This is a genomic window from Microbacterium sp. Kw_RZR3 (assembly GCF_029222405.1).
Taxonomy (GTDB): Bacteria; Actinomycetota; Actinomycetes; order Actinomycetales; family Microbacteriaceae; genus Microbacterium.
Genome location: NZ_JARHXC010000250.1, coordinates 1 through 26,236, shown reverse-complemented (window position 1 = coordinate 26,236; position 26,236 = coordinate 1). Strand labels below are relative to the sequence as shown.

Annotated in this window: 34 protein-coding genes and 1 tRNA gene; 23 read left to right on the top strand and 12 right to left on the bottom strand. The window is 66.9% G+C overall.

The features are described from left to right. Nucleotides 1-1,526, bottom strand: a 1,526-nt coding sequence (locus P2P98_RS14160; RefSeq protein WP_275800745.1) for an amino acid permease, incomplete at its 3' end; no start/stop codon positions are given. Between the two features lie 146 nt (nucleotides 1,527-1,672). Here P2P98_RS14160 and P2P98_RS14155 point away from each other — a divergent pair. From P2P98_RS14155 to P2P98_RS14130, 6 genes are all read left to right on the top strand, one after another. Beyond that, nucleotides 1,673-3,028, top strand: a complete 1,356-nt coding sequence (locus P2P98_RS14155) for a glutamine synthetase family protein (RefSeq protein ID WP_275800743.1) — start codon at nucleotides 1,673-1,675, stop codon at nucleotides 3,026-3,028. Further along, entirely contained in the window at nucleotides 3,009-3,818 is an 810-nt protein-coding gene (locus P2P98_RS14150; RefSeq protein WP_275800742.1) for a gamma-glutamyl-gamma-aminobutyrate hydrolase family protein, read from the top strand. The genes P2P98_RS14155 and P2P98_RS14150 overlap by 20 nt, the downstream gene beginning before the upstream one ends. Continuing rightward, entirely contained in the window at nucleotides 3,815-5,170 is a 1,356-nt protein-coding gene (locus tag P2P98_RS14145; RefSeq protein WP_275800740.1) for an aldehyde dehydrogenase family protein, read from the top strand. The genes P2P98_RS14150 and P2P98_RS14145 overlap by 4 nt, the downstream gene beginning before the upstream one ends. A 43-nt stretch (nucleotides 5,171-5,213) precedes the next feature. After that, the gene (locus P2P98_RS14140; protein WP_275800738.1) at nucleotides 5,214-5,993 is read left to right on the top strand and encodes a 3-oxoacyl-ACP reductase; all 780 of its coding nucleotides are present in this window, start codon (nucleotides 5,214-5,216) and stop codon (nucleotides 5,991-5,993) included. 26 nt (nucleotides 5,994-6,019) lie between these two features. Continuing rightward, on the top strand, nucleotides 6,020-6,736 hold the full coding sequence (locus tag P2P98_RS14135) for a GntR family transcriptional regulator (protein WP_275800736.1): 717 nt from the start codon (nucleotides 6,020-6,022) through the stop codon (nucleotides 6,734-6,736). Between the two features lie 148 nt (nucleotides 6,737-6,884). Further along, the gene (locus P2P98_RS14130) at nucleotides 6,885-7,295 is read left to right on the top strand and encodes a dehydrogenase (protein WP_275800734.1); all 411 of its coding nucleotides are present in this window, start codon (nucleotides 6,885-6,887) and stop codon (nucleotides 7,293-7,295) included. Nucleotides 7,296-7,648: 353 nt separating this feature from the next. On the opposite strand, the gene radA is transcribed toward P2P98_RS14130, so the two are convergent. The 3 genes from radA to P2P98_RS14115 are packed head-to-tail and all read right to left on the bottom strand — an operon-like array spanning nucleotide 7,649 to nucleotide 10,648. Then, the gene (gene radA, locus P2P98_RS14125; RefSeq protein ID WP_275800732.1) at nucleotides 7,649-9,016 is read right to left on the bottom strand and encodes a DNA repair protein RadA; all 1,368 of its coding nucleotides are present in this window, start codon (nucleotides 9,014-9,016) and stop codon (nucleotides 7,649-7,651) included. A 56-nt stretch (nucleotides 9,017-9,072) separates the two neighbouring features. Beyond that, nucleotides 9,073-9,672 carry a DUF4304 domain-containing protein gene (locus P2P98_RS14120; protein WP_275800730.1) on the bottom strand — a complete coding sequence of 200 codons (600 nt, stop codon included), beginning with the start codon at nucleotides 9,670-9,672 and terminating at the stop codon, nucleotides 9,073-9,075. Nucleotides 9,673-9,694: 22 nt separating this feature from the next. Continuing rightward, nucleotides 9,695-10,648 (bottom strand): L-lactate dehydrogenase, encoded by a 954-nt coding sequence (locus tag P2P98_RS14115; protein ID WP_275800728.1) that lies wholly within the window; start codon nucleotides 10,646-10,648, stop codon nucleotides 9,695-9,697. A gap of 272 nt (nucleotides 10,649-10,920) precedes the next feature. Between P2P98_RS14115 and P2P98_RS14110 the strand changes: the two genes are divergently transcribed. After that, a tRNA-Ser gene (locus P2P98_RS14110) sits at nucleotides 10,921-11,011 on the top strand. 94 nt (nucleotides 11,012-11,105) lie between these two features. On the opposite strand, the gene P2P98_RS14105 is transcribed toward P2P98_RS14110, so the two are convergent. From P2P98_RS14105 to P2P98_RS14095, 3 genes are all read right to left on the bottom strand, one after another. Beyond that, on the bottom strand, nucleotides 11,106-11,882 hold the full coding sequence (locus P2P98_RS14105) for a hypothetical protein (protein ID WP_275800726.1): 777 nt from the start codon (nucleotides 11,880-11,882) through the stop codon (nucleotides 11,106-11,108). Between the two features lie 88 nt (nucleotides 11,883-11,970). Then, complete coding sequence (locus P2P98_RS14100; RefSeq protein ID WP_275800724.1) at nucleotides 11,971-13,107, bottom strand: site-specific integrase; 1,137 nt, start codon at nucleotides 13,105-13,107, stop codon at nucleotides 11,971-11,973. Then, nucleotides 13,100-13,654 carry a helix-turn-helix transcriptional regulator gene (locus P2P98_RS14095; RefSeq protein WP_275800722.1) on the bottom strand — a complete coding sequence of 185 codons (555 nt, stop codon included), beginning with the start codon at nucleotides 13,652-13,654 and terminating at the stop codon, nucleotides 13,100-13,102. Before P2P98_RS14095 ends, P2P98_RS14100 begins: the two co-directional genes overlap by 8 nt. 102 nt (nucleotides 13,655-13,756) lie before the next feature. Here P2P98_RS14095 and P2P98_RS14090 point away from each other — a divergent pair, with 102 nt between their 5' ends. From P2P98_RS14090 to P2P98_RS14030, 13 genes are all read left to right on the top strand, one after another. After that, the gene (locus P2P98_RS14090; RefSeq protein ID WP_275800720.1) at nucleotides 13,757-13,954 is read left to right on the top strand and encodes a hypothetical protein; all 198 of its coding nucleotides are present in this window, start codon (nucleotides 13,757-13,759) and stop codon (nucleotides 13,952-13,954) included. A gap of 214 nt (nucleotides 13,955-14,168) precedes the next feature. Next, nucleotides 14,169-14,591 carry a hypothetical protein gene (locus P2P98_RS14085; protein WP_275800719.1) on the top strand — a complete coding sequence of 141 codons (423 nt, stop codon included), beginning with the start codon at nucleotides 14,169-14,171 and terminating at the stop codon, nucleotides 14,589-14,591. Beyond that, nucleotides 14,591-14,887, top strand: a complete 297-nt coding sequence (locus P2P98_RS14080) for a hypothetical protein (protein ID WP_275800717.1) — start codon at nucleotides 14,591-14,593, stop codon at nucleotides 14,885-14,887. The genes P2P98_RS14085 and P2P98_RS14080 overlap by 1 nt, the downstream gene beginning before the upstream one ends. Further along, nucleotides 14,884-16,056, top strand: a complete 1,173-nt coding sequence (locus P2P98_RS14075; protein WP_275800715.1) for a tyrosine-type recombinase/integrase — start codon at nucleotides 14,884-14,886, stop codon at nucleotides 16,054-16,056. Before P2P98_RS14080 ends, P2P98_RS14075 begins: the two co-directional genes overlap by 4 nt. Further along, nucleotides 16,053-16,502: a hypothetical protein gene (locus P2P98_RS14070; RefSeq protein ID WP_275800713.1), complete on the top strand. Its 450-nt coding sequence runs from the start codon at nucleotides 16,053-16,055 to the stop codon at nucleotides 16,500-16,502. Before P2P98_RS14075 ends, P2P98_RS14070 begins: the two co-directional genes overlap by 4 nt. A gap of 72 nt (nucleotides 16,503-16,574) precedes the next feature. After that, a complete protein-coding gene (locus P2P98_RS14065; RefSeq protein ID WP_275800711.1) occupies nucleotides 16,575-17,228 on the top strand; it encodes a hypothetical protein in 654 nt (217 codons plus the stop codon). Then, nucleotides 17,225-17,410 carry a hypothetical protein gene (locus P2P98_RS14060; RefSeq protein WP_275800708.1) on the top strand — a complete coding sequence of 62 codons (186 nt, stop codon included), beginning with the start codon at nucleotides 17,225-17,227 and terminating at the stop codon, nucleotides 17,408-17,410. The genes P2P98_RS14065 and P2P98_RS14060 overlap by 4 nt, the downstream gene beginning before the upstream one ends. Continuing rightward, nucleotides 17,407-17,700 carry a hypothetical protein gene (locus tag P2P98_RS14055; protein WP_275800707.1) on the top strand — a complete coding sequence of 98 codons (294 nt, stop codon included), beginning with the start codon at nucleotides 17,407-17,409 and terminating at the stop codon, nucleotides 17,698-17,700. The genes P2P98_RS14060 and P2P98_RS14055 overlap by 4 nt, the downstream gene beginning before the upstream one ends. Nucleotides 17,701-17,823: 123 nt before the next feature. Next, entirely contained in the window at nucleotides 17,824-18,204 is a 381-nt protein-coding gene (locus P2P98_RS14050; protein ID WP_275800705.1) for a helix-turn-helix domain-containing protein, read from the top strand. 2 nt (nucleotides 18,205-18,206) lie between these two features. Next, a complete protein-coding gene (locus P2P98_RS14045) occupies nucleotides 18,207-18,749 on the top strand; it encodes a hypothetical protein (protein ID WP_275800703.1) in 543 nt (180 codons plus the stop codon). Then, a complete protein-coding gene (locus tag P2P98_RS14040) occupies nucleotides 18,746-19,198 on the top strand; it encodes a hypothetical protein (protein WP_275800701.1) in 453 nt (150 codons plus the stop codon). The genes P2P98_RS14045 and P2P98_RS14040 overlap by 4 nt, the downstream gene beginning before the upstream one ends. A gap of 208 nt (nucleotides 19,199-19,406) precedes the next feature. Beyond that, nucleotides 19,407-20,513 carry a hypothetical protein gene (locus tag P2P98_RS14035; protein ID WP_275800700.1) on the top strand — a complete coding sequence of 369 codons (1,107 nt, stop codon included), beginning with the start codon at nucleotides 19,407-19,409 and terminating at the stop codon, nucleotides 20,511-20,513. Continuing rightward, nucleotides 20,510-21,154, top strand: a complete 645-nt coding sequence (locus tag P2P98_RS14030; protein ID WP_275800699.1) for a hypothetical protein — start codon at nucleotides 20,510-20,512, stop codon at nucleotides 21,152-21,154. Before P2P98_RS14035 ends, P2P98_RS14030 begins: the two co-directional genes overlap by 4 nt. Here the strand turns inward: P2P98_RS14030 and P2P98_RS14025 are convergent, their stop codons facing one another. The 3 genes from P2P98_RS14025 to P2P98_RS14015 all read right to left on the bottom strand — a co-directional run bounded on the left by P2P98_RS14025 (nucleotide 21,155) and on the right by P2P98_RS14015 (nucleotide 23,052). Then, the gene (locus tag P2P98_RS14025) at nucleotides 21,155-21,682 is read right to left on the bottom strand and encodes a hypothetical protein (protein WP_275800697.1); all 528 of its coding nucleotides are present in this window, start codon (nucleotides 21,680-21,682) and stop codon (nucleotides 21,155-21,157) included. Between the two features lie 65 nt (nucleotides 21,683-21,747). Next, on the bottom strand, nucleotides 21,748-22,131 hold the full coding sequence (locus tag P2P98_RS14020; RefSeq protein WP_275800696.1) for a hypothetical protein: 384 nt from the start codon (nucleotides 22,129-22,131) through the stop codon (nucleotides 21,748-21,750). 240 nt (nucleotides 22,132-22,371) lie between these two features. Next, on the bottom strand, nucleotides 22,372-23,052 hold the full coding sequence (locus P2P98_RS14015; protein WP_275800694.1) for a hypothetical protein: 681 nt from the start codon (nucleotides 23,050-23,052) through the stop codon (nucleotides 22,372-22,374). 176 nt (nucleotides 23,053-23,228) lie between these two features. Between P2P98_RS14015 and P2P98_RS14010 the strand changes: the two genes are divergently transcribed. Both P2P98_RS14010 and P2P98_RS14005 read left to right on the top strand, forming a co-directional pair. Continuing rightward, the gene (locus tag P2P98_RS14010; RefSeq protein WP_275800692.1) at nucleotides 23,229-23,423 is read left to right on the top strand and encodes a hypothetical protein; all 195 of its coding nucleotides are present in this window, start codon (nucleotides 23,229-23,231) and stop codon (nucleotides 23,421-23,423) included. A 46-nt stretch (nucleotides 23,424-23,469) separates the two neighbouring features. After that, nucleotides 23,470-24,105, top strand: coding sequence for a RusA family crossover junction endodeoxyribonuclease (locus P2P98_RS14005; protein WP_275800690.1), 636 nt, complete (start codon nucleotides 23,470-23,472; stop codon nucleotides 24,103-24,105). Nucleotides 24,106-24,158: 53 nt separating this feature from the next. Here the strand turns inward: P2P98_RS14005 and P2P98_RS14000 are convergent, their stop codons facing one another. Beyond that, on the bottom strand, nucleotides 24,159-24,701 hold the full coding sequence (locus tag P2P98_RS14000) for a hypothetical protein (protein ID WP_275800689.1): 543 nt from the start codon (nucleotides 24,699-24,701) through the stop codon (nucleotides 24,159-24,161). 187 nt (nucleotides 24,702-24,888) lie between these two features. On the opposite strand from P2P98_RS14000, the gene P2P98_RS13995 reads away from it, so the two are divergent. Next, entirely contained in the window at nucleotides 24,889-25,200 is a 312-nt protein-coding gene (locus P2P98_RS13995) for a hypothetical protein (RefSeq protein WP_275800688.1), read from the top strand. A 45-nt stretch (nucleotides 25,201-25,245) separates the two neighbouring features. Here the strand turns inward: P2P98_RS13995 and P2P98_RS13990 are convergent, their stop codons facing one another. Then, a complete protein-coding gene (locus tag P2P98_RS13990; RefSeq protein WP_275800686.1) occupies nucleotides 25,246-25,845 on the bottom strand; it encodes an NYN domain-containing protein in 600 nt (199 codons plus the stop codon). Nucleotides 25,846-26,236 lie beyond the last annotated feature (391 nt).

The following is a 26,236-nucleotide window of genomic DNA, read 5'->3' as shown; positions in this document are numbered from 1 at the left end:
TTTTCGCCGAAGACCTCGCCCTCCATGGCGTCGTAGCCCTCCTTCTGCGGGTCGCCGTGTAGGCCACCCGAGAGGGCGTACTCCTCCTCGGGGGAGAGGACGAGGCGGTGCCGGCCGTAGATCGCGAAGGCGATGAAGATCACGGCGTAGACCACGATGATCGCGACGATCGCGAGCAGGTACGCCGGGTTCAGCAGGAGGCCGAAGAACACGACCGCGGCGATGATCGCCGCCGAGTAGGCCCCGAACAGCCCCCACGGGCTCTTGTAGGGGCGGACGGCGTTCGGGAACTTCTTGCGGAGCACGATGAACGAGACCATCTGCAGGAAGTACGCGAGCACCGCTCCCCACACCGCGATGTTCAGCACGATCGCGCCGGCGGGGCTGGCGTCGCCGCCAGCCGCCTGCACGATCACGAGGGCGAGGAAGCCCAGGACGGCGCCGAACACCAGCGCGACCCAGGGCGTCTTACGGGCGCCGGTGAGCGAGAGCCAGCGCGGGTAGTACCCGGCGCGCGAGAGCGAGTACATGTTGCGGCCGTAGGCGAACATGATGCCCATGAGGGATGCCAGCAGGCCGATCAGCGCGAGGAGCGACAGCACAGCAGCCGCCTGGTCGCCGACCATCGCGCGGAAGCCGTCGAGGAGCGGCTCGACCGATTCGCCCGTCGCGTCCGCCCCGAGCACGCCGGTGTTGAGGAACAGCACGATGAGACCCGTCACGATCAGCGTGCCGCGTGCCCACAGGCCGGCGCGGGGGATGTCGCGAGCCGGGTTGTGCGACTCCTCCGCGGCGAGGGGCAGCTCTTCGATGCCGAGGAAGAACCACATCGCAAACGGGAGGGCGAGCAGGATCGAGCCGACTCCAAAGGGAAGGAACTCAGTGTTGCCGGGGTCGGGTGTCTGGTTCCACAGCGAGCCCCAGTCGAAGGCACCGGATGCCAGCGCCATCACGCCGAACACGACGATGATGCCGATCGAGATGATCGACACCACGATCGCGAAGCCGAACGAGATGTTGGCACCCGCGGCGTTCAGGGCGATGAAGAGCGCGTAGAGGATGATCCACCAGACGAACGCCGGCAGGCTCACCCCGGTCAGCAGTTCGAGGGCGGAGTCGGCGTACTGCCCCGAGAAGTACACGACGACGGCGGTGGTCGCGACGTACTCGATCGTCTCGGCGAGGCCCGTCGCGAGGCCGCCCCACGGCCCCATCGCCGAGCGCGCGAACGAGTAGGCGCCGCCCGTGTGCGGCATCGCGGCCGCCATCTCGCCGATCGAGAAGGTCAGGCCGTAGTACATGATGACGAGGATCACGAAGGCGATGAGCATGCCGCCGAAGCCGGCGAAGCCGATGCCGAAGTTCCAGCCCGAGAAGTCGCCCGAGATGACGGCGGCGACGGCGAGGCCCCACAGGCCCCACACCCCGGCCGAACGTTTGAGGGTGCGTTTCTCGAAGTACGAGGAATCCGTTGCCGTATAGGTGGCTCCGGCGACCTTTTTGCGGGAACTGCTCGAGGTGGACATGTGACCTCCAGAAGGATGCGGGCAGGCGGCGGGCTCGCCTTGCGGGAAATCATGGCCTTCTATTGGTCGACCTGTCTACCTTTGGCGTGTAAGTTCCTCGTTACGTCCTCCGCACGCGAGGACGACGAGCACGCGAGAGGGAAACCATGGCGGGCAATCTCACCACCGCAGAATTGGATGCCGCGATCGACAGCGGCGAGATCGACACGGTCATCGTGGCGTTCCCCGACGCGCAGGGTCGCCTCGTCGGCAAGCGGGTCGCCGCGCGGTTCTGGCGCGACGAGGTGCTGCCGCACGGAGCGGAGGCCTGCAACTACCTGCTCTCGGTCGACGTCGACCTCAACACCGTCGACGGGTACGCGATGTCGAGCTGGGACAAGGGATACGGCGACATGCTGCTCGTCCCCGATCTCGAGACGCTCCGCCGTGTCCCGTGGCAGCCCGGGACAGCCCTGGTCATGGCCGACCTCGCGTGGGAGGACCGTGAGCACGTGGCGCAGTCGCCGCGTGGCATCCTGAACGCCCAGCGCGCTCGACTGGCCGAGCGGGGGCTGACCGCCTACGCGGGCACGGAGCTCGAGTTCATCGTCTTCGACGACTCGTTCCGCGAGGCGTGGGCGAAGGGCTACACGGGGCTCCGGGCCTCCACCGACTACAACGTCGACTACAACCTGCTGGCCACCACGCGCCTCGAGCCCCTCCTGCGCGACATCCGCGTCGGGATGGACGGCGCGGGCATGTACTGCGAGGGCGTGAAGGGAGAGTGCAACTTCGGTCAGCAGGAGATCGCCTTCCGCTACGCCGAGGCCCTCGAGACCGCCGACAATCACACGATCTACAAGAACGGCGCGAAAGAGATCGCCGACCGGCACGGCAAGTCGCTGACATTCATGGCGAAGTTCAACGAGCGCGAGGGCAACAGCTGCCACATCCACCTGTCCGTCCGCGGTGATGACGGTGCCGCCGTCATGGCGGGCGAGGGGGAGCACGGCTTCAGCCCCCTCATGGAGCACTGGATCGCCGGCATCCTGGCCACCCTCCGCGAGTTCACCCTGCTGTACGCCCCCACGGTCAACTCGTACAAGCGCTTCGCCCTCGGCTCGTTCGCGCCGACCGGCATCGCGTGGGGCGTCGACAACCGCACGTGCGCACTGCGCGTCGTCGGACACGGCTCGTCGCTCCGCGTCGAGAACCGCGTGCCGGGCGGGGACGTCAACCCGTACCTCGCGATCTCCGCGATCATCGCCGGAGGACTGTACGGCATCGAGAACGAGCTCCCGCTCCCCGCGCCGCTGACGGGCAACGCTTACACCTCCGGTGTCGACACGCTGCCGACGACCCTGCGGGAGGCCGCGCGGCTCTTCTCGGAGTCCACGATCGCGCGCGCCGCTTTCGGCGACGAGGTCGTCGAGCATTACCTCAACCAGGCGCGCATCGAGGTCGAAGCCTTCGACGCCGCCGTGACCGACTGGGAGCGCGTGCGTGGTTTCGAACGTCTCTGATCCGGCCCGGACCCCCGTCGTCGGGCTCACGACCTATCTGGAGCGCGCGAAGCAGGGCGTGTGGGATGTGCGCGCGGCGTTCCTGCCGCAGCAGTACTTCGACTCCGTGACCGCGTCGGGTGCATCCGCCGTGCTGCTGCCGCCGCAGCCCCGGCCCTCCGAGGCTGCCGCGGCGGTCCTCGACGGCCTCGACGGGCTGATCCTCACGGGCGGGCTTGACGTGCAGCCCGAGCTCTACGGTGCCGAGCGCCACCCGCTGACCGACCCCGCACGCGCCGACCGCGACGCGTGGGAGCTCGCGCTCCTCGCCGGGGCGCGGGAGCGCGGCATCCCGGTCTTCGGCATCTGCCGCGGGCTGCAGCTCATCAACGTCGCCCTCGGCGGGACGCTGCATCAGCACCTGCCCGAGGTCCTCGGCACCGAGCGCTACAAGATCGGCGGAGGGGTCTTCGCCGAGAACGTCGTCGAGGTGGATGCCGGAACCCGGCTCGCCGGCCTCGTCGGGGCAGGGGAGCTCACGGTCCACAGCTACCACCACCAGGGCGTCGACCGCGTCGGTGAGGGACTCCACGTGACCGCGCGGACCGACGACGGGCTCGTGCAGGCCGTCGAGATGCCGGGCGACGACTACCTCGTCGCCGTGCAGTGGCATCCGGAGGAGAACGCCGAGGACCGGCGGCTGTTCCTCGGGCTCGTCGCTGCCGCCGCGCGTTACCGGGCGTCCCGCGCGGGCACCGCCGCCGCTTCAGCCGTTTCCGATTCCTCCGCGCACCAGGGAGCCCTCGCATGAGCACCTTCACCGTCATCGACCCCTCGACGGGGTCGCCGATCACCACGCTCGAGCGCGCCGAGATCGATCAGGTGGATGCCGCCGTCGCCGAGGCCGTGCGTACGCAGCGCGCGTGGGCGGCGCTCGCCCCCGTCGCCCGCGCCGACGCGCTGCGGTCGTTCGCTCGGGTCGTCGAGGCACACGTCGAGGAGCTCGCGGCGCTGGAGGTTCGCAACTCCGGCCACCCCATCGGCTCGGCCCGGTGGGAGGCGCAACACGTCGCCCAGGTGCTCAACTACTATGCCGGCGCCCCGGAACGCCTGATCGGGTCGCAGATCCCGGTCGCCGGCGGGCTCGATGTGACCTACCACGAGCCGTACGGCGTGGTCGGGATCATCGTGCCGTGGAACTTCCCGATGACCATCGCCGCGTGGGGCTTCGCCCCCGCGCTCGCCGCGGGGAACGCCGTCGTGCTCAAACCGGCGGAGCTGACGCCCCTGACCGCGATCCGCCTCGGCGAACTCGCTCTCGAAGCGGGCCTGCCCGAGGGGCTCTTCCAGGTCGTGGTCGGCTCGGGTTCGGTCGTCGGGCAGCGGTTCGTGTCGCACCCCGACGTGCACAAGGTCGTCTTCACGGGATCGACCGAGGTCGGCACCGAGGTCGCGGCGGGATGCGCGCGGATGCTCAAGCCCGTGACCCTCGAACTCGGCGGGAAGAGCGCCAACATCGTCTTCGCGGATGCCGACCTCGAGAAGGCCGCGGCCGGCGTACCCGGCTCGGTGTTCGACAACGCCGGTCAGGACTGCTGCGCCCGCAGCCGACTGCTGGTGCAGCGGAGCGTCTACGACCGGTTCCTCGAGATGCTCGAGCCCGCCGTCGCCGCGTGGAAGGTCGGCGACCCGCACGACGAGGACACGCAGATGGGGCCGCTCATCTCGGCATCCCACCGCTCCAGCGTGCAGAGCTTCCTCGACGGGACGGACGTCGCCTTCCGCGGATCCGCGCCGGAGGGCGACGGCTTCTGGTTCGCCCCCGCGGTCGTGCTCGCCCAGCCCGGCGACCGCATCGCGCGCGACGAGGTCTTCGGGCCCGTGCTCGCCGTGATGCCCTTCGACGACGAAGCGGATGCCATCCGCCTGGCGAACGACACCGCCTATGGTCTCGCGGGGTCCATCTGGACCGAGAGCCTGGGGCGTGGCATCCGGGTCTCCCGCGGGGTGCGCAGCGGCGTGCTGTCGGTGAACTCGCACTCGTCGGTGCGGTACGCGACGCCCTTCGGCGGCATGAAGGCCTCCGGTCTCGGCCGGGAGCTCGGACCGGATGCCGCCGAGCACTTCACCGAGGTGAAGAACGTGTTCTACGCCACCGAGTGACCCCTCATCCCTCTCCACCCCCACGCCTAAGGAACCACAGCTCATGACCATCGATCTCACCCAGCGCCTCGGCGACCGCGTCGCCATCGTCACCGGCGGTGCCAGCGGCATCGGCCTCGCCACCGCCCGTCGGTTCGCCGCCGAGGGCGCCCGCGTCGTGATCGCCGACCTCGACGAGACCACCGGTACCGCCGCGGCCGAGGAGGTCGGCGGGGTGTTCCGGCAGGTGAACGTCGCCGACGAGGCATCCGTCGACGCTCTCTTCGACGGCGTCGCCGCCGACCTCGGCAGCGTCGACATCGCGTTCAACAACGCCGGTATCTCGCCCGCCGACGACGACTCGATCGAGACCACAGAACTGCCCGCGTGGGACCGTGTGCAGGACGTGAACCTCAAGAGCGTGTATCTCTGCTCGCGCGCGGCGCTGCGACACATGGTGCCGGCCGGCAAGGGGTCGATCATCAACACGGCCTCGTTCGTCGCACTGCTGGGATCGGCGACCTCGCAGATCTCGTACACCGCCTCGAAGGGCGGCGTGCTCGCGATGACGCGCGAGCTGGGTGTGCAGTTCGCCCGCCAGGGGATCCGCGTGAACGCGCTGTGCCCGGGGCCGGTGAACACGCCCCTGCTCCAGGAGCTGTTCGCCAAAGACCCCGAGCGTGCGCAGCGTCGCCTCGTGCACGTGCCGATGGGGCGGTTCGCGGAGCCCGAGGAGATGGCCGCGGCCGTGGCGTTCCTGGCATCCGACGATGCGTCGTTCATCACCGCGACGGCCTTCGTCGTCGACGGCGGGATCACCAACGCGTACGTCACGCCGCTCTGAGCCGTCGACCGTGACAGGCTGAGACGGTGACCGACGCCCCGCTCGACGACCTGCGCCGGGCCGTCTACCGGCCCGTGCGCAGCGGGAACGCGCTCGAGGACACGACCGCGCGCATCGTGCAGACGGTTCGCCTGGGTCTCGTCGCGCCGGGGGAGTCGCTGCCCGCGGAGCGCGAGCTCGCCGCGCTGTACGGCGTCAGCCGTGACACGGTGCGGGAGGCCCTGCGCGAGCTGTCCGACGCGGGGTGGCTCGAGACGCGGCGCGGTCGGTACGGCGGGACGTTCGTCGTCGATCCGGTACCGCGGCCCTCGGGACCGGCGGAGGTGTCCGCGGCAGAGCTCGACGACGTCGTGGCGCTGCGTGGCGTCCTCGAGCCAGGGGCCGCGTGGGCCGCGGCGGCGCGCTCGCTGTCGGCGGACGAGCGCGACGTGCTCTGGGCGCGGCACGAAGCGGCGGCGCGGGCCGAAGGGGCGGACTACCGCCGACTCGACACGCTCCTGCACCTGACGATCGCGGAGGTCGCCGGCATCCCGTCTCTCGTTCCCCTCGTCGCGGACAATCGCGCGAAGATCAACGCCTGGCTCGACACGTTTCCGCTCCTGCCGCGCAACATCGACCATTCCACCTCGCAGCATGCCGCGATCGTGTCGGCGATCCTCGCCGGGAGACCGGATGCCGCCCACGCGGCGATGCGCGACCATCTCGCCGGCTCTGAAGCGCTGTTGCGCGGGTTCCTGGCGTAGCGCGGGGGTGGCTGTCGGTGCCGGGCGGAGCTGTGGTGGCGAGGGGAGGAGATTCGGCGACGGGAGGACGCTCGCGTACGTATGGGTCCTCCGGTCGCCGTATCTCCTCCGCTGAGCACGGGTGCGGGCGCGCGGATAGGCTCGGAGGATGGCCGCGGGCAAGAAACGCAAGGGGAAGAAGGTCGATGTGGAGTTCAAGAACACCGCGCTGACCGACGCACTTCAGACGCAGGACATGGCCGCGATCGCCTTCGCCCTGCGGCACGGCCCGACCGTCGTCCCGCTGATGAGGGCCGGCGACGCCGACAACCCGCTCGACATGGGCGAGGTCTGGACATACCGCGACCCGAACACGGGACAGGTCGCTCTTCTGCTCTTCAGCGACGCGGCGCACAAGCCCGTGACCCTGCCGCCGCACGTCGCCCTGCAGTCGCCCCAGTGGCTGCGGACCTTCCTCGGAATGCATGAGGAGGAGCTCACGACGGTGTTCATCGACATCGCCGGACCGCACCCCATCCAGGCGAGCCCCGCCGACCTGATCGCCGCGCTCGACGCCTGAGCGTCGCCGCGGGGTTTCTCCCTGTTGAGTGTCCACAACACCCGGACCGTTCGGAAAAGCGACCGGGTGTTTTGGACACTCGATCGGGCTGCCGAACGTGGGAGCGCGGGACGCGCGAGCGATATGTCGCGGGTGAATGACGCGACTCGCGCGGGTGATGCGAGGGTGACAGACTCGGAGACATGGAGTACGTGATCACCGCGGCCGTGTGCGCCGCTGGACTCGTCATCCCCGTGGTGCTCGGCATGACGTCGCCGCACCGTCGCCGGCGGTCCGCCCCTCCCGGGCGCTGACCCGCGCTCTACCGAGGCCTCGAGGCCGGAGCGGCGGTCGACCGTATCGAGTGCGCGGAGTCAGAAGCCGGGTTCGCTGTCGTCGCGGGGCATGCCGCGCACCTGCAGCTCGTTGAGGGCCTGCGCGAGCTTGCGCGAGGAGGCGTCGAGCACGGTGTGATACCCGAGACGCTTCGCCTCGGACGCGCGTTGCGCGGCCTGCGTCACGTTGCGGATCTCGCCCGTCAGCGTCAACTCGCCGATCGCCGCGAGGCGCTTCGAGACCTTGCGGTTCTTCACGGCGTTGGCCACCGCGATCGCGATCGCGAGGTCGGCCGCGGGCTCGACGAGCCTCACCCCGCCGACCGTGGACACGTAGACGTCGCGGTCGGACAGCCTCAGGCCCATCCGGCTCTCGAGCACCGCCAGGACCATCGCCACGCGCGATGAATCGACGCCGTTGACGATGCGACGCGGATTCGGCGCGGTCTGCCGCACGGCGAGGGCCTGGATCTCGACGGGCAAAGCGCGTCGGCCCTCCATCGCGATCGTCACGCACGTGCCCGGTTCGGGCTCGCCGTGCCCGAGGAAGAGCGCGCTCGGATCGGCGACCTCAGCGATGCCGGTGCCGGTCATGTCGAAGCAGCCGACCTCGTCCGTCGGTCCGAAGCGGTTCTTGAGTGCACGCACGAAGCGCAGCGACGTCTGCCGGTCGCCCTCGAAGTGGCAGACGACGTCGACGAGGTGCTCGAGGATGCGGGGACCTGCGATCGAACCGTCTTTGGTCACGTGGCCGACCAGGATGATCGGCAGTCCGCGCTCCTTCGCGACACGGATGAGGGCGGATGCCACCTCCCGCACCTGCGCGGGCTGGCCCGCCGCTCCATCGCTGTGGGCCGAGGAGATCGTCTGCACCGAGTCGACGATCAGCAGGCCGGGCTCGACCTGGTCGACGTGACCGAGGATCGTGGCGAGGTCGGTCTCGGAGGCCAGGAACAACTCGTCGTGGAGCGCTCCCGTGCGCTCGGCGCGCAGCCGCACCTGGGCGGCCGACTCTTCGCCGCTCGCGTACAGCACGCGACGCCCGGCGTGAGCGCTCTTCGCCGCGACCTCGAGCAGCAGCGTCGACTTGCCGACACCGGGCTCGCCGCTGAGCAGGATCGCCGCGCCGGGGACGATGCCGCCGCCCAGCACCCGGTCGAACTCTCCCACTCCGCTCGTGCGACGCGGGGCGTCTTGCGTGTCGATCTCGGTGATGCGCCGCGCCGCTCGCGCGGCGCCCGGCGCCACCGGCACGATCGAGCGCACGATGCCCGTCTGCTCGGCGGCCTCGACGACCGTGCCCCACGACTGGCACTCGCCGCAGCGGCCGACCCACTTCAGCGTCGTCCATCCGCACTCGGTGCACCGGTACGGAGCAGGGGCGGTAGCGGGACGTCGGGATGCCATGTGCCCAGGCTACGCGGGGCCTCCGACATCGATCCGTCGGGGCACGGCATCCGGGATCAGGGGAGAGGGGTGCCGAACTTCAGGGCTGCCTCTTCGAACCGTGCGGCGAGGCGGGGCCACCGGTCCTCGGCGCCGAAGCGGTCGCGGGCCGCCACGAACTGTGCGTGGACGTCGTTGGTGCGACCGGTCGCGCAGAACCAGGTGAAGAGGTCGTCATCGAGGACGTACCCGTTGTCGAGAAGAGTGCGCGCGAGAGAGGGCGCGTCGGTGATCGCGTCGAGGTGCGCCACCACCTGCTCGATCGCCGCCGGGAGCGCAGTGCCGAGGGCATCGGCATCCCGCTCCACGTCGACACGATCGCTCGGCCAGTCGCTGATGGCCTCGAACCGTGTCGAGTACTGCGCTGTCGCGCGGGTGAGATCGTCGGGGACGGAGCGTCCGATCGCGCGGTCGAGCTCCGCCACGTATGCCGACGCGTTGACGTAGAACCGCACGCCGGTGGCGGTGTTGCCGTGGCTGCGCTGCACGTCGATCGTGTGTGCGACACCGTCGCGGACGCGCGTCCAGACGTATCTCTTCTTGCGGAACCCGTGTCGCTTGAGCACCCCGCCGATCGCGGCGACGGCTTCGGCGAAACGATCCTCGATGTCGCTCATACGCCGATGCTACCGACGCGGATCAGCCGCGCAGCGAGTCGGCGACGGTCGTCAGCGTGTCGGCGGAGCGGCGCAGAAGTGCCAGCTCCGGGTCGGAGAACGGGGTGCCCGTCAGGGGGACGGCGCCCTTCGCGCTGACGATCGAGGGGACCGACAGGGCCATGCCGCTGATGCCGTGGAAGTCCTCGAGGACGGTGCTGACGGGCAGGATCGCGTGCTCGTCGCGCAGGATCGCCTCGACGATGCGAGCGCTCGAGAGTCCGATCGCGTAGTTCGTGGCGCCCTTGCCCTGGATGACCTTGTAGGCGGCGTCGCGGACGTCGACGGCGATGGCATCCAATTCGTCCTTCGTGAAGCGCCCGCCGTCGGGGAGGTCGAACTCGGTGATCGGGATCGATCCGATCGTCGCCGTGGACCAGAGCGGGAACTCGGTGTCGCCGTGCTCGCCGACGATCCAGGCGTGCACGCTCGAGGTGGCGACGCCCGCGCGCTGCGCGAGCTTCCAGCGCAAGCGCGAGGTGTCGAGCACGGTGCCGGACGCGAAGATGCGGCGGGTCGGAAGGCCGGTCGCCTCCTGTGCGAGAACGGTCAGGACGTCGCACGGGTTCGTGACGATCACGTAGACGGCGTTCGGAGCGACCTCGAGCAGCTTCGGCATCATGTCGCGGATGATGCGCGCGTTCGTCGCGGCGAGCTCGGTGCGCGTCTGTCCGGGATTCTGCTTCGCACCCGCGGTGATGACGACGACGTGCGAGCCCTCGGCCACAGATACGTCGCTACCGCCCACGATGTCGCTCGAACCGGTGAACTGCGTGCCGTGGGCGAGGTCGAGCACCTCGGCCTCGACCTTCGCCTCGGCGATGTCGTACAGCGCCACGTGCCGTGCCGAGCCCCGGATGAGAGCGGCGTACGCGACGCTCGCCCCCACGCTTCCCGCGCCCACGACCGTCAGCTTGGAGTTCTCGATCACGCTCATGACTCGATCCTGGCAGCGGGGTGGGACCGGTGCCAGGGCGGTCGTTCGACGGTGGATGAACGGATGCCGCGGGGTCGGGGTACCGGTCGGTTCGGGTCTGTGGGGTTGGCGCGACGGGTGGGGCGGGCCGAACTCCTGAGTTTCCGTACGGATCGACTCCTAGGAGGGTCTCGGGGGCTCGCGGGGGCGATTTCTCAGGAGTTTCGCCCGCGCCGGGGGCGGAGCGATGGCCGGATTCGCGGCATCCGCTCATCTGTCGTAAGCTGATCGGCGGTGACGTGTCCGAGCGGCCGAAGGTGCAACTCTCGAAAAGTTGTGTAGGGTAACCCCCTACCGTGGGTTCAAATCCCACCGTCACCGCCACCACGAAGGCCCCGACTCCCGCGGAATCACGCGGCAGGCGGGGCCTTCGTCATGAGGCCGTGGGGGTCCGTGGCAACATTTTGGCAACGAGCGACTACACCCAGGCGGCGTTCCGCTTCAGGTGCGCGTAGGCCAGGGCGTCGACAGCGAGCTGGTCCCCGAGGAGCTCTTCGACATGTTTGCACGTGTCGAGCCACGCCTTCATGTCTGGGGCGAGGTGCGCGATGAGGGCTCGGACGTCGGCGATCATCGAGTGGGGGGACTGGCGAACAAGCTTCGTGCCGTCGCGCTCTCCGATCTGATGCACCCCAAATACGACAGATTCGTGGTGTGCTACGCGGTTTCTTGCGCGCCGCACCCGGCGGAGGAGAACCTCCGCGTCCTCGCGAGTCTTGGCCAATCCGCTGAAGGTTCCCGCGAGTGCCGGGTGCCATAAGTCGCGCTCGTAGTCTGAAGCAGCGACGAAGTTGCCGGCGGCATCCTTGATCGGTCCGCCCGTCTCAAGGAGCGCCGTCCACGTCCCGAGGGACACTTGGGCGACGACCCTGTCCGGCTCTTTCCCGAGGTACTTACCGAGCTCGCCCTTGGCCTTCTCAAATGATCGGGTCGTCCGGCTGTCGAGTATGTCGGACCGCTCGTACCAGCGCTTGAAGTAGACCGCGGACAGGTCTCTGTGGATGGCGTCGCGTAGCGGCAACTCAATGAAGTGCAGAAGCTCGAGAAGTGCCCCACGCACCTCGATGTCCAGTAGGTACAGGGCGGCGCCCGCCTTCTGATCGCCGCCGAACACGGCAGTGTACTGCTTGTAGCGCTTCGCCGAAATGAGTCGCTGTAGCGAACTCGCATACTCCGGACCCATTTGACTCAACATGGTCCCCAAGATAGTGTCAACTCTCGAAGTCCCCGTGTACCCAGGGGTTCGGATGCCGTCTCTCACACCCCGTGGGCGACGGCATTCCTCATTTCAGGGCTGATCGCCGAGCTCCGTCGAGCGCAATAGCAACAGCGTCAAGGTCGTCGTCGAACAGCTCGGCGTACGTATCGAGCGTCATACTCGCGGACGCATGTCCAAGCATCCGCTGCACGGCCTTCACGTTCGCTCCGGAGCTGATAGCAAGCGACGCGGCCGTGTGGCGCAGGTCGTGCGGGGTGACGCGCGGCATCCGCGCCGGCTCATCCTCGCCTCGAGCTTTTGCCTCGGCTGCTGCTCGCTCCTCGTCGTCGAGCACGCGCCGCACCGCGGCCGCGAACCATCCGTCGCGGCTGTTCGGCAGGCGCATGTGCAGTCGACCGTCACCGAACAGCAGATCATCACGGCCCTTGCCCTCGCAGAGCTTCGCGATCGACAGAGACAGGAATGCTGGGTATGGGACCGAGCGCGTCTCGTGCGTCTTCGGTGTACCGACATGGATCACCGTTCCGACCATCACCGCGTTCTCCTCGACGCTCGCGCGGCGCCGGAGCGTGTCGACGTGCCGCACACGTAGCGCGGTCGCCTCGCCCCACCTGAGCCCGGTGTAGGCCAGAAAGGTTACGAGCGTTGGGTGGGCGGAAGCCGCGGCGAGGGTGGCGACCTGGCGGTGCGTGAGGTACGGCTTCGACTTCGCGACCTTGCGGGGGAGCGTGACGCCGCGGGCGACGTTCCGGCTGATCCGCTTGTCCTTCACCGCGACGTCGAGCACGGCCGCGAGCACCCCGTACGCGCGGAGCACGGTCGTCGCTGACCGGTCCCGGGTGAGCTCCGCCACCCACGTCTCCACCTCGGAGTACTTCACCGAGCCGACGCGACGCGCGCCCCATTTCGGTTCGACATGTGTCTGCCAGGCGCTCGCGAGGGACCGGTAGCTGGAAGCCTTCATCACGTGCTCGCGGCCGACGAGCCACGGCGTCGCGATCGCCGCGACTGTGACCTGCGCGTCGGCTGGGTTCACGTAGTCGCCCTTGGCCTTCGAAACCTCGACCTCGGCCAGCCGGATCTCCGCGTCCCGCTTGCGGGTGAAGCCACGCTCCTGCGTCTGGGTGTTGTCGGGGCGCCGATAGACGATGCGGTAGAGCCTCTTCCCGCTTGCCGTCTCGTAGGGGTAGACGCTACCCATCGCTCTCCCGATGGAAGCGTTCGTGCTCCGCCTTCAGCGCCCGTAGAACGCTTGACGCATGTTCTCCGAGTGCGTCGGTTTGGTTGTTTTTCAACGTCGCTTCAATGCTCCCTACGACATCCGCAGTGGCGATCCATCCGGGCGTCTGCCGGATTAGGGATTCGGTCGCGAAGTACGCGTCATTTGCGTGCAAATCGCCTGCCGCATCGGCTGCCAGTGCGAAGCCGAGCATCGCCCGCGCGTAGGCCAGCGATGCGTGTTGAAGATTGCGAGTCGCCTCCTCGAGGCGTGCCCCCGACACAAGTAACGGTGCGCGATCGGAACCCAGGCCCAGCAGGTCCGTAACCGAGATGCCGAGGGAGTCTGCGAGAGCGACCAGCTCGGAAGCCAGCACGCGGCGTTGGTTCTTCTCGATCTTGTTGACCGTCTGCTGACGGAAATCGTGGCCGCGCACGTTCATTAGCTCGGCAAGTGCTTCCTGAGATACCCCCAGGCTCTCGCGAGTGCTTCGCAGTCGTCGCGCGATCTGTTCATCGTGTGCTGCCACTCGTGCAGCCTAATCGAGATCGGGGTTGCGTGACCACACCAAACCCGTTTATGGTGTCCATAATTAACACCGAAGTAGGGTTACTCATTGAAGGAGGTTCGGATGGAGAAGTACCTGAGTCCGAAGGAGGTGGCGGAGCTCATCCCGGGGATGACGGTGGCCAACCTGGCGCAACTGCGTTTTACCGGTCGCGGACCGAAGTTCCTCAAGCCGACGCCGCGCACTGTGGTCTACCGCGAAAGCGATTGCATCGCGTGGCTCAAGGCCTCGGAGCGCACGAGCACCGCGGCCGCATCGTGACCGCGGTGAAGGGGCACCGTGTCGTCACGGTCGAGCGTGGCGACGGCTATGCAGCTCGCTGCACGGTCGTGGTCGAGGGCGTCAAGACGCTTTGCGGTATCACGTTTGGCGGGTTCGCATCCCGCTCCGAGGCGCGAGCGGCTCTCGTGCACGAAGAAAGCGCCGGAGCTGTTGGAGCAGCTACCGGCGCTCAGATGCCATAGGAGGCACCGAATTGAGTAAACCCATCAAAGCACAGAGCGAGGTTTCGCGCGAGTGGCTCGCCTCGAACGAGGCCCTCGTGACGGCAGCGCGGCCGTCGTGGGCTGATGCCGAACGCGTCTACCTCGACTACAGCTATGGCGAGGTCGAATCCGTCGTGTTCGTCCGGCAGATCAGCGAAGTCACGATCGAGCAGTGGTTCACGCTCGCCGCCGGAGCGCTGACAGCGCTGGATGTGCCCCGCGTGTGCCTCACCGGGGATGACTCCGAAGAGGCGAGCTTCACCCCGGAGCGGTCGGCGCGAGTCGCCGTCAGTCTGCTGGCTGCGGCGATGGCACTCGGGGCCGCTGCGACGCTCGGCGAGCTGCGAGCCGCAGCGGTCGACGCGGGGCTCTCGACCGGTTCCGTGTACGCCGCGATGTTGGGGAGCTTCTGATGTCCACCGTCACCCCTGAGGACGCTCTTCAAGAAGAGGAGAGCAACATCATCCCGTTCTCGCCGCGGTGCGAAGGGAAAAACCACCCCGCGGAGGTCTTCGGTCACGAAGGGCCGGCAGCGTGGATCGTGACCGCTGTGTGCCCCTCGTGTGGATGGGCCGACGTCGTGCTCCTGTGCGACGGGCGCGTGCAGTGGATCATCGACCGCGACGGTGACTTCACCTGCGGATCTTGCGCAGGGACGATGCACTGGACCGAGTGCTGGACGCTCGCGCCGATCGGTGGTGCGCAGTGAGCCGCCCTGTGGTTCTCGGTGACCGGTGGCAGATCGCGATCGACCACTTCGCAACGGCGCAGCAGGTCGCGGGCATCGGGGAAGCGACGGTGGAGCGTCGGGTTCGGCACATGCGCCTGTTCGCCGAGTCCACCGAGCTCGAGATCGAGAACGTCACCCGTGAGGACTTCGAGCGCTGGGTTCTCTCTCGCAACATGGCGAAGCTGACCAACGGCAACGTCACCGACTCCGCCCGCGCCTTCTTCCGGTGGGCCACGGAGTCGAGGCGTGTGCTGGTGAACCCGCTGCTCGAGACCGAGCGGTGCAAGCAGCTCCAAGCGTCGGCCGCGTGGGAGCCCCACATTCAGGCGTGGGAGCGATCAATGCGGGGTTCAGGGCGGATGGAGACGACCATCCGGAAGCGAGGCAGGGATATCCGGTCATTCGCGCGCGAACACTCCCGGCTCGGCCCGTGGGACATCACAACCGACGTCATCCTGGACTACTTCGGTGCGAAGAAGTGGTCTCAAGAAACGCGACGTGGGCGACGTGCGGCGCTGGTCGGGTTCTACGGGTGGGCGCGCGACACCAAGCGCACCAAGAAAGACCCGACGAAGAAGCTCCCCGTGGTGCCGACGAAGCGGGGTGTTCCCCGTCCCGCCGCCGAGGATGACGTGACGATGGCTCTCGCCGGCGCGGACCCGGATGCGCGGCTCGCCATCGAGCTGGCATCAGGTCTCGGTCTTCGATGCGCCGAGGTCGCGGGCCTGCATTCCACCAACCTCCGCGAGAAGGACGGCCTGTACTCGCTCCGCGTCCTCGGAAAGGGCGCCCGCGAACGCATCCTCCCCGTTCCAGAGCGGCTCGCTCGAGCGCTCCGCGCCCGCGGGAGCGGCTTCATCTTCCCCGGGCGGATTAACGGGCACGTCAGCCCGCAGTACATGAGCAAACGCGTCAACGCGGCGCTCCCGTACGGCGTGACGATGCACCAGCTCAGGCACCGCTTCGCGACCCTCGCGTACGAGGGAACCCGCGACACGTTCACCGTTCAGAAGCTCCTCGGGCACGCCTCTCCTGCGACCACGCAGGTCTATGTGGCGCTGAGCGACGACACACTCCGCGACGCCGTAGAGGCCGTCCACACCCACCGCAGCGGTATCGCGAAAGCACGAGAACAGGACAACGCATGACAACCATCACCATCCCCGAGCTGGACCCGTACGACCAGGAGAGCGCGGAGGAGTACATCCACCGCGCCACAGACCCCCAGACAGGAGGGTTCTCCGCGATCTACGTCGAGCCGCTCGACGACAACCACCTCGACCGGGGAATGGCGCGCGCTCTGGCGGTCCGCCTGCTCTCGCTGGCTCAGGTCTGGGATCGGGAGGAGGCCGAACGAGCCAACCCGGAGTACGTGGCGAACATGGTCACCCTCGACAAGGGTGAGCCCGGATGCCCTGACCCGATCGTCATCATGGACGCCCGCAACGTCGTCACCCACTCGATGAGCACCACCTCAGCCCGAGCGGTTGCCCGTGCACTGACGGGCCTCGCCGATCAGGTCGACGCCGCCGCAGGTACCGTGCTGCGCCGTCTTTCTGACGTCGATGAACAGCTCCGCGATCGCGACGTCTGACCATACGACAACCCCATCTCCGGGTGCCCGTAGGGCACGACGGGCACCCGGAACCATCACGAAAGGATCGCGATGACGGACGCACGGCTCCGCGGCGAGTGGCTCACCGCCCCCGCCCACGACGGGCTGACGGACGCCGCCTACCGCGTGCTCCACAACGCACTCATGCACTCCAACGAGCAAGGGACAGACGGGGCCATCACTAACCGTGAGTTGCGGTTCCTGTACCCCGGATCGATCGCGCCGACCGTGTTGAAAGAGCTCGAGGCCGCTGGCTTCTGGGAGCAGACCCCAACCGGCTACCAACTTCTCGGATGGTCGGACGCCCTCGGCCAGTCATCCGCGGAGGAGGTCGAGCGGCAACGTGCCCGTAACCGCGAAAAGCAGGCTCGCTGGCGCGAGAAGCACGTTTCCAGGGATCGGAACACGTCTCCGAAATTTGAGGGCGTCAGATCGTCGGGCGAGACGGGTGACAACACCGGTGAGGTAACCGGTTACGAGACGGGTGACGTAACGGGGGTAGTAGGACAGGACAGGACAGGCCCTTTCAGGGCCTCTCCTGCCCTGAAAGAAAGGGGGGCGGGCGGGAGCAAGCTCCGCGCCCTCCCCGCGAAGAATCTCATCTCGATCAAACCCGGCGAACACTGCCCGTCCGATCAACACCGGTTTCTCCCCGACGGCACGTGCATGCGATGCGACATTCGGCCGGGAGGTGAGAGCGCATGACGAGCGAGACGTACGCCGATCTCGGCGGAGGGGTCGGAAGCGATTTCCGACCTGCGGCAGCCGGACACCGTCACCGCTTTGACCCGCTCTCCGGTTGGTGCGGATGCGGAACCCGTGACGACGGCACGCTCGCCGACTACTCACCGGCCTGGCTCGCCGCGCGCCGGGAGCACGCACTGTGAGCCGCCGCGCCGATCGCGAGCAGGAGAGCGCCCGGAAGCTCGAGGCACTGACCCTCGCCGGTGTAGATACACCCCCAGCGTGCGAGGGCGACGAGATGTTCATCGCCGACCGCGTGGACCTCCTGCCGACCGACAGGCGGCGCATGCGCATGATCTGCAACCGATGCCCCCTGTTCGCCCTGTGCGACGACTACGCCCGCACAGCGAGACCGGATGCCGGATTCTGGCCGGGTCGTTGCGGGAGCGTCGACCCGGTCGCACCCGGAATGCGACCGCTGTCGAGGGGGTGACCTCCGTGGACGAGAACGGCGAGCTCATCGAGCAGGAAGTGCCTTGCTGACCTACCTAGGTCGCGCTGGAAACGCGACCTCCACCACCTTGCACTCGGCGATTACCGAAGGGGAGGCGCCGCGGTGAGCGCCTTCACGCACGGTCCCGTCGTCATCCTCACGCCGGCTGACGCGCGGATCCTCTGGCAGGCTGCGCGCCTCGGCGACCTCCGGGTGAAGCACCGCGGCGATCCTCGCCTGTACGACGTGCTGCTGAACATCTACAAGGGGACGTTGCTCGAGGATGCCGCGCGCGGAAATGACCCGCGGCAAACCGCGGAAACCGAGGACCGTGAGTACTGGAACACAAAACAGGTCGCTCGGGCAGCGGGGGTATCGGAACGCACAGTGCGAAACCACTGCGCAGACCACACGCTCCCCGCAGTCCACGCCCACGAGAACGGGCCGTGGCTGATCCCGAACGACGAAGCCCTCACGTACATCGACCGGAAGAAGAAACCCTGACCATGTCCCTCGACTACCTCGACATCAAGATTCAGGCCCTCCGCGGGAAGGCCGACGAGCTCAGCAAGTGGTACCAGTCCAACGTCCGCAACATCGACAGCGATCCCAACCTCTCGGAGGCCGGCAAAGCTGCCGAACGCGAAGAGTTCCGCAGCGACATCCGCTCCCAGCTCGCCGCCCTCCGCACCCAGGAGGAGCAGCTCATCGAGCAGGGCATCGCCGAACGCATGGTCCGCATCGAGTCCCGCAGCGGCTCCACCTCGACCGACATCATCGCCTTCCGCGACGCGCAGGACCGCGCCGACCGCGTCGAGAAGCAGGCCGACGCGCTCCCCGTCATCGACCGCGCTCTCCGTCAGAAGGACACCAGCCTCGCCCACGCCATCTTCCGCCGGGGCCTCGAAGCCAACTGGCGCCAGGTCACCGACCGATTTACCCAGGATCACCCCGACCTCGCCGACGCGGTCAGCGAGCTCCGTACCCTGGTGGCCCGCAAGGAGAACACCTTCGACCGGACGGCTACGTACGCATGGCTGGTGCGATGACCGACACCACCTCGACTCCCACGCCGGCCAACGTCGCCCGCCCGCGCACGTACACGCAAGCCGACCTCGATCTTCAGCTCCGTGACAGCCTCGCTGCCGAGACCGCCGAGTACGAGGCCACACGGGAAGCAGCCGAGCACGCAGACGCCTCAGCACAGCGCATCGCCCAGCTCGAGCGAGAACTGACCGACACCCGACGCGACGCACTCATCACCCGTCTCATCAGTGACCACAACCTGGCACGCGAGGATGCGGTACTCCTCACCGGGGAGGACGAAGCAACCCTCACTGCCCAGGCGCGGCGACTGCAGGAACGCGCAGGCGAACAACGCCCACGCGGCCCCGTCGCCCGCAAGGAGGGACAGCCCATCCGACACACGGCCAGCACCGACAACCGGCAAGCCTTCCTCGCCGAACTCGGCGTCTCCGACGACCAGGCGGGATGGTGACACGAATGACTGGCACGATGACAGCATTCGAACATCCGTTCGATGGGGGTGGGGGAGGCCCCCGGGAGGCCCTTCACGAAAGGTCTCCGGGTATTGCCGATATCTCTCCCCGGCTTTTTTCCACAATGCCACCCCAGCGGGACAGGCAGTTCGCTCGAACATCAATCTCCCGATTCGCCGCGGCATTCCGCGGCAGAAGGGCTCACGCATGAGCACCACTGAGACCACGAAAAAGGGGTGGCGATTCTGGATCGTCAACACCGTTACCGGGGAACGCCGCCGTGAGGTGTTCCCGAAGGCGGGTCGCTGGCAGACCATGCTCAACGGCGTGGGGGACGGCGAGCACTCGTTCCGCCTCGACGACACAGACACGCAGCTCCCGCGGGACATGTGGCGGTCCCTGTCGCTGCCGTGGGCGTCGACCCTTGTCGTGTGCTGGGGCGACCTTCCCGTGTACGCCGGCGTCATCCTCCGGCGGACGTGGACGTCGTCCAGCAGCACCCTCGTGTTGTCGCACAAGGAGTTCCGCGTGGTCGCCACGAAACGGATGTTGTACGGCGTTGGTCCGTACGATGCGCGGGCGACGTTGACGATCGCGAACAAGTCGAACCGTGGCCTCGCTCGAGCGTTCGCGTTCCACGCGCTGATCGACGGCGGGGACCGGTGGCGGCTGCCCGTCGCGCTCCCCCCTGACGAGACCGGCGAATGGACGCGCGAGATCGAGCGGTGGCAGTTCCGCACCCTGGAGAGTCTGCTTTCCGAGGTGCAGGAATCGGACGGTGGGCCGGATATCCATTTCCGGCCGCGCTGGACTGGCGCAGGCACCCTCGAGTGGGAGCTGCGTCTCGGCACACCCCGCCTGACCGGCCCCACACTCAACGTGAACGTGTCCGCGACCGAGTCGCCCGCCACCAACTTCACCGAGATCGGCGACGCGACGATGCAGCTCACCGGCCTGTGGGGCCTCGGTGAAGGCTCAGGCGCCGGCCGTCTCGTGAGCGCCCAACCGATGCCCGAGGGTTCGCCCGTGCCGTTCCTAGACACGTCGCGCACGTTCTCGAACATCGACCAGCAAGACAGGCTCGACTCGATCACGACGGAAAGCTTGCAGACATCGCGCGAGATGACCGACCAGTGGGGATTCGGCCTCAAGGGCGGCGACTGGCCCGAAAAGGCCATCCCCGGCGCGACGGTGCACTGGTTCCACCAGGGCGACCGGTTCGTGCAACCCACACCCGAGGGCGGCGCAACCTCCTACCTCATCGGCGTCTCCGGCGACATGACCGACAGCCCCACCGGATTGGACTTCCAATGACCCGCATCGACAACCTCGGCGACCTGAACGCGTTTCGCGCCATCTGGAAAGCGATCGACGAACTCAGCCAGAAGAACGACCTGCAACACGCAGCCATCGGCCGCGGTGGCATCACGGTCTACGGCGGCGGTGTCATCAGAATCGAGAACGGTGGACTGAGCGTCACCGGTTACGCCGAGATCACCGGGCAACTCCGCGGGGACGGGACTCTCATCTGGACCGGGCCGTGGGCATTCACCGGCGAAGGCGAGATCACCGGCGACCTGGACCTCACCGGCAACCTCGAGGTGCTAGACGACGGCCGGATCGTCGCCGGCAACGTGCGCATCGAGGACGGCAAGATCCACATCGGCCGGATGACCCTCGACCCGTCCGACCACGGCGGGTCCGTGAAGTTCCCGAACGGCGCGGAGGTCTTCACAGACGGCGATACGATCCAGCTCGTGAAGGGCAACAGCGTCGTTCAGGTGAGTGACCAGTATGCCCGCCTGCAGAACGGTGGCAACGTCGTTCAGTTGGACGGCGACGGCGTCAGAGTTTCCCCCGCCGCGGTCGGTATCGCTGCCGCGGGTGAGAGCGTCGCTACCCTCGGCATCAACAGCGCGGGTCGACTGCGCCGCATTCCCGCGGCCGGGGCCTAGCTACAAGCTGACATGCATGACTCGGCGATCATCCTCGGAATCACTTTCGCGCCGGTACACAATGGTGAGCTTCTCTGCCGCCAGACCAGAGACCCGGCTCACGAGGAAATCGAATGAGTCTCCGTACTCATACCGACCGTCGGCGTGATTCGACTGGATCTGCACGAGCCCCGAGGCCGCGTCAGGCTGGACGTCAAAGCTCTCAATGAGAAGCAACTGCTTGGAACTGTTCGTACCGCGATGTCGAATTCCTCCGACATGGCCGAATACCCAGTCCTTCGGCTCCATTTCGGCAAGCTTGAGGCGATTAGCTTCTTCCTGCGCTTCGGCCTGACGCACGAAGGCGGTGTTCGCCTCCGCGGCTAGCCTCGCACTCTCGTCACGCGCCGAGCGTGCCTCGTCGCGCGCTTCCGCGGCGTCCCGTTTGCTAGCGCGGGCGCCGCGCGCCTGCAAGATAGCCACGACCGCAGAGCCGACGGCGGCCACCGTGCCGATGCCGGTGAAGACCACCGTCAAGATCTCGTTCATGCCCTGCTCTTCATCTCCCCGTCGAGCGCAGTGGCGGCGGTCGCCCGATCCTTCGCTCGCGATTACTAACCGAAGTAGTCGAGGCGACGCTCGATCTTCCCACCCTTGATGCGCATGCTGCACTGATAGGTAGACCGGATCTGCGCGCCGAAACCGTTCTGAGCATCAACGGTGCCCGTAACGGTCCACTCGGCCGTGCCATTGCGCGCGGCCGCGGAATCAAAACTCGCGGTAGACGGCGCCTTCAGTTGTGACGTGACCAGGTCTTCGCACTGCGCGATTGCCTCAGAAGCGTTGTTGGGATCATAGGGCTTGTTCTCTTTGCCGCTCGAGAACGCGAAGGACAGCGCGATGACGAGAATCGGGACCAGAATGCAGCCACCGCATGCGGCCCACAGCCCGACGTTGTTCTTCTTCGGCTGTAGGTCGGGGGCTGCCTTCGCGTCCATCGCGGGGTCGTAGGGAACCCCGGTGGGTGGTGGTGGTTCTGGCGCTGTTTGCTCCTCGTCGAAGTAGCGGTCTGTCCATCGCGCGCCATCCCAGTATCGGTGGCGTCCCTCGGACTCGTACCAGCCCGGTCCTGGCGTACCCATGGAACTGAAGCTAGCGGCCGGCCATGTCTGCCGCACTACGGTCTTATCAATCCGCCACACTTGCGTTTTGGCGCTCGAGAGGTAGCTTGCTGCGCCTCACGCCTCTTCGTTCCTCTGGTTCATCCTGCGAAGTTGCCGGGCGATCGTGTCGATTGGCTTTGGGCGAGCGATTGTCATCGCCCACGGTCCCATGTCGAGCACATGTTCTTCCGCGTAGGTGTTTCTCAGCGTCGCATCGCTGTACGTGGCGTGGACGTCGTATCGCTGCGGAAGGGTTTCGCTGCCGACGGCCTCTGAAGTGAAGTCCAGAAGGTAGCGCAATTGCTGCCCGGTAGACAGCATGCTGATGGTCGGACCGCCGGAGAAGATGCGGCGCAGCGCTTCCAGCGATGGGTCCGTGCCGTCCGCAGGGCGACCCCTTGTACTCGAGGCGAAGTCCGGAGTGACGCTCAACGAGATGTTCCGTGCTGGTGTGCGACCGACGCTCTCGATGAGCACGAACAACAGACCCTCGCCGTTCGCTTCTCGTGGGTTACCCGCAGGCATCATCTCGAAGTCAAAGCGGACCGTGATGTATGGCCGGGCTTCTGATTCCGCGGCGTCAGCGGACCGCTCGTCAGCACGCGCCGATAAAGCCAACTGGCGAGCACCCTGCTGAAGCTGACGAAGCGCGATGACGGCCGCGACTGCTGCAACAGCAAGGGTGAGGACGCTGGCTAGTGCAGACCACTCTTCGGCCGTGGGCCAGCCGTCTGCCCTCCACCATGCTGTCTCCATTAGCCGACCTTAGCCCCCGCAGCTCAGCCGGTGAGGGCGTCGACAGCAAGCAACGCCAGCCCGGCCGTTGGTCGCGATCGGCGCAGTTCCCTCGTCGATGACCAAGGGGTCGGTAACCTGCGCCTTTCAGGTTGCAGGATGACCGACGATGTCACCGCTGTGGGAGGATGCGATCCATGAACGCTTCCCCCGGCGACCTGGTCTACCTGCAGTTCGGTCTAGATGACGACGCGGACGGAGAACTGATCAAGCGTTCACAGCTCCCGGACGACGCCTACGAATCCGCCGGCTCCGTCACAGCCGAGCCTGTCGGTGGGGAGCCCGGGGTGTTCTACCCGCTGTGGATCCTTGAGACGGATGACCTCGAGTAGCGTGCCAGCTTTAAGCCGAGCGCCAATTGTCAGCTCAGACTTCACGGTGACCAGCAACCGCGAGTTCGGTTGGGTCCGAGTAGAGGCGACCGTAGCTCCGCTTTCTTTGCAGGCGGGCGCTGGGCGCCGACAAGGGCTCAAGAACGCACTGGGTTCAGCGCTCTCCGTGGGTGCGGACTTCCTATTCACCCACGACGTAGAGGTAACACTCGAATGGTTTGCCACCGAGCGCGACAGATATCAGACCCATGTCGCGGCCGACCTGGACAACGTACTTAAGCCGCTCATAGACGCGGCAACCGGGCCTACGGGCGTGATGATTGACGACAATCAAGTGCAGTCCATCAGAGCCTCTTGGCTCACGCCCGGAAGGATGGGTGAGGGGTTCGTCCTTCAGTTTGACGCCCTGAGCCGCGAAGACGTCGCTACCCGCGCAGGAACTGCATTCGTCGAGTTCTCCGCAGACACTTGCTACATGCTTCCCGGCGCCGCGCGTGAGCACTGGCCGTCTTTCGTCAACGGATTCGCTCGTTTCGTCGCGATCAAGGACAAGATGCGCGCGCACGGGATCACCGAGGAAGTCGTCGAGACGATGTCGCCTATAGCTCGCCCGTGGCACTCGCAACGTTTGCGAATGCAGGGCTTTCCCGTGCACCACCACACCGCGGACCTCAGCCTGTAGCTCGACGAACCTCGCACGCCCGTCTCCACATCGATGAACGGCCAGAGGCGGACCTAGGCAGGTACTTCCGCGACCTGATCGCGGATCGCCGAGAATGCGGCGTAGATCGCCTCATCGGTCGTGAGCGGACTTCTCTGGTATCCCCAGTTCGGTGACTCGAACTCCATCTCCTGCTGATCAACCGTCACGCCGAACCCAAACCCGCGAGTCCGCGGGTGCGCATCGGTGCCACTGAAGTAGCTGTGTTTGGTAGTCACGTGGAGATTTCGCGCCTGACGGGTGGGGTGAACGCTCGTGCGGAAACTCGCCTCGGCGCTGCGCAACTGTGAACCTGTCGCCTCGACGATGATTCCCGGGTAGAAGACGAACAGGGTGCCGGTGCCGGCCTCTGCATCCGCCTGACCTGTCACCGCGATCGGGACGACGTCTTCCCCGCCCGCTAGCAGAACCGAGGAGATGAGGGCGCCCACGGTCCGTGTACCGGGTCCGGATCCTCCGAACTCCTGGGCGCTCTCGAGGACGTAGTGCCAACCCGGTAGCGACTTCATCGCGCCGTAGAGCTCTTCGTGAGGCTGAATGCTGTTGTTGTCTGTCATGCCCGAACGTTACACGCGGGCTGCGCCATGGGGTCCGCAAAGGCGGCTCACCACTTGGGGGCGTCCGCGTTCCCGTCGTTGCCTCTTGCATCATGTCTGCGCATGTCGGAAGCGACGGGTATCGTCACAGCGCCGCCACTGAACGCAGCGGCATTCTTTCGGCCGGAGAAGGGGCATCCCGACCCGCGTGGGAACGAACAGACGCTACGCCGACGCCATCGATCGCCGCATGGGCGACAAGATCTTTGAGACGATCTCTCGCAGCGGTCCCCTACAGTCGCTCACGCCGATGGAGCTCCGGCTCGACCAGGTGCCGCTCACGATCGACCCTCGGCCGCGACGAAAGGTGAAGGCCTGGGTGCGGTTCGGGTCGACGCCCGTTCGTGTCGACGCTCTCGTCGCGCGATGGACGCCGGATGCGGTCGGCATCGTCCTTCATGCCGGCCACGTCGAGCACCGCTGCTGGGTGTGGGTCGGCGCTGTCGACGAGGTGATGTGAGCCGACGCCCGCTTTTCGCTTTCTCGCCCTCTCGAGCGATGAGATTCACTGCCAGTACGTGGGGCGTGTGAATGTCTGTCCGCCCGCGGAGAAGGAGTCCGGAAGCTGAAGGCGCTTGATGCGCCTTCGGTCGACGTTGAATGAAGCGGGCATAAGAGTGCGCAGGTGCTTTGAGACGCGATTCGGGGGGAACGCGGCCGCGATGAAAAGGTGGGCGCCGATGCTGCTCACGGCGCTTACTGCCGGGGCCAAATCGCTGTCGCCACTGACAAGGATTGCGGAGTCCATCTCGTGTCGCGCAGCGTCCGCGACGAGCGTCACCGCAATGTTGACGTCCGTCTCTTTCTCTTCGTAGTGCTGGTGCTGACGCCCGCACCCGAAGCATGTGATCGTCTTCTTCTGGTAGCGACCCATGACAGCGGTGAACTGTTGCGGGTATAGAGCAGTCAAGGCGTCAATGTAGTGAGCTTGGCGTCCCTGCGCGGCGGAGTCGTCCAGAACGGGGGCCGAAAAGTACTTGACCCCCACCAGGCGCTGAGTCGGGCGAAACGATTGCGCGAGCTTGACCACGTCGAGCCAGAGTGTCGATCGGCCGAACTCGCCGTGCATACCGTGGTACAGATTGAAGCCGTCGATGTGGACCATGAGTCGCTCGGCAGGCTTTGCGGGTATCGGGGGGCTCATGGAGAAACCATAGACGAGCAGCTGGAGCGGACGCCGCAGAACTCGCGACACGCCCGGGATGTCGGTTCTTGACGTACGTTCAGAGTGAGTAGCTATAGTTGCAGTCACCACCCCTGGTTGCCTCACCTCAGCCAGGCCCGACGCCCCGCCTCAAGCGGGGCGTCTTTGTTTTTGGTGACAGCGCCAAGGGCTCGTGTATGTCTCTGCGGGTCTGAGTCATGGCAACGAAATGGCAACCATTGACGTGATCATGCGACCGTTGAGGCTGTCCCTGGTGATGCAGATGGCGCGTAATGACGCGGCGCACCGGTCTGTCCGCTCACTGGCTCGGGAGACACGGGGGTTCAAATCC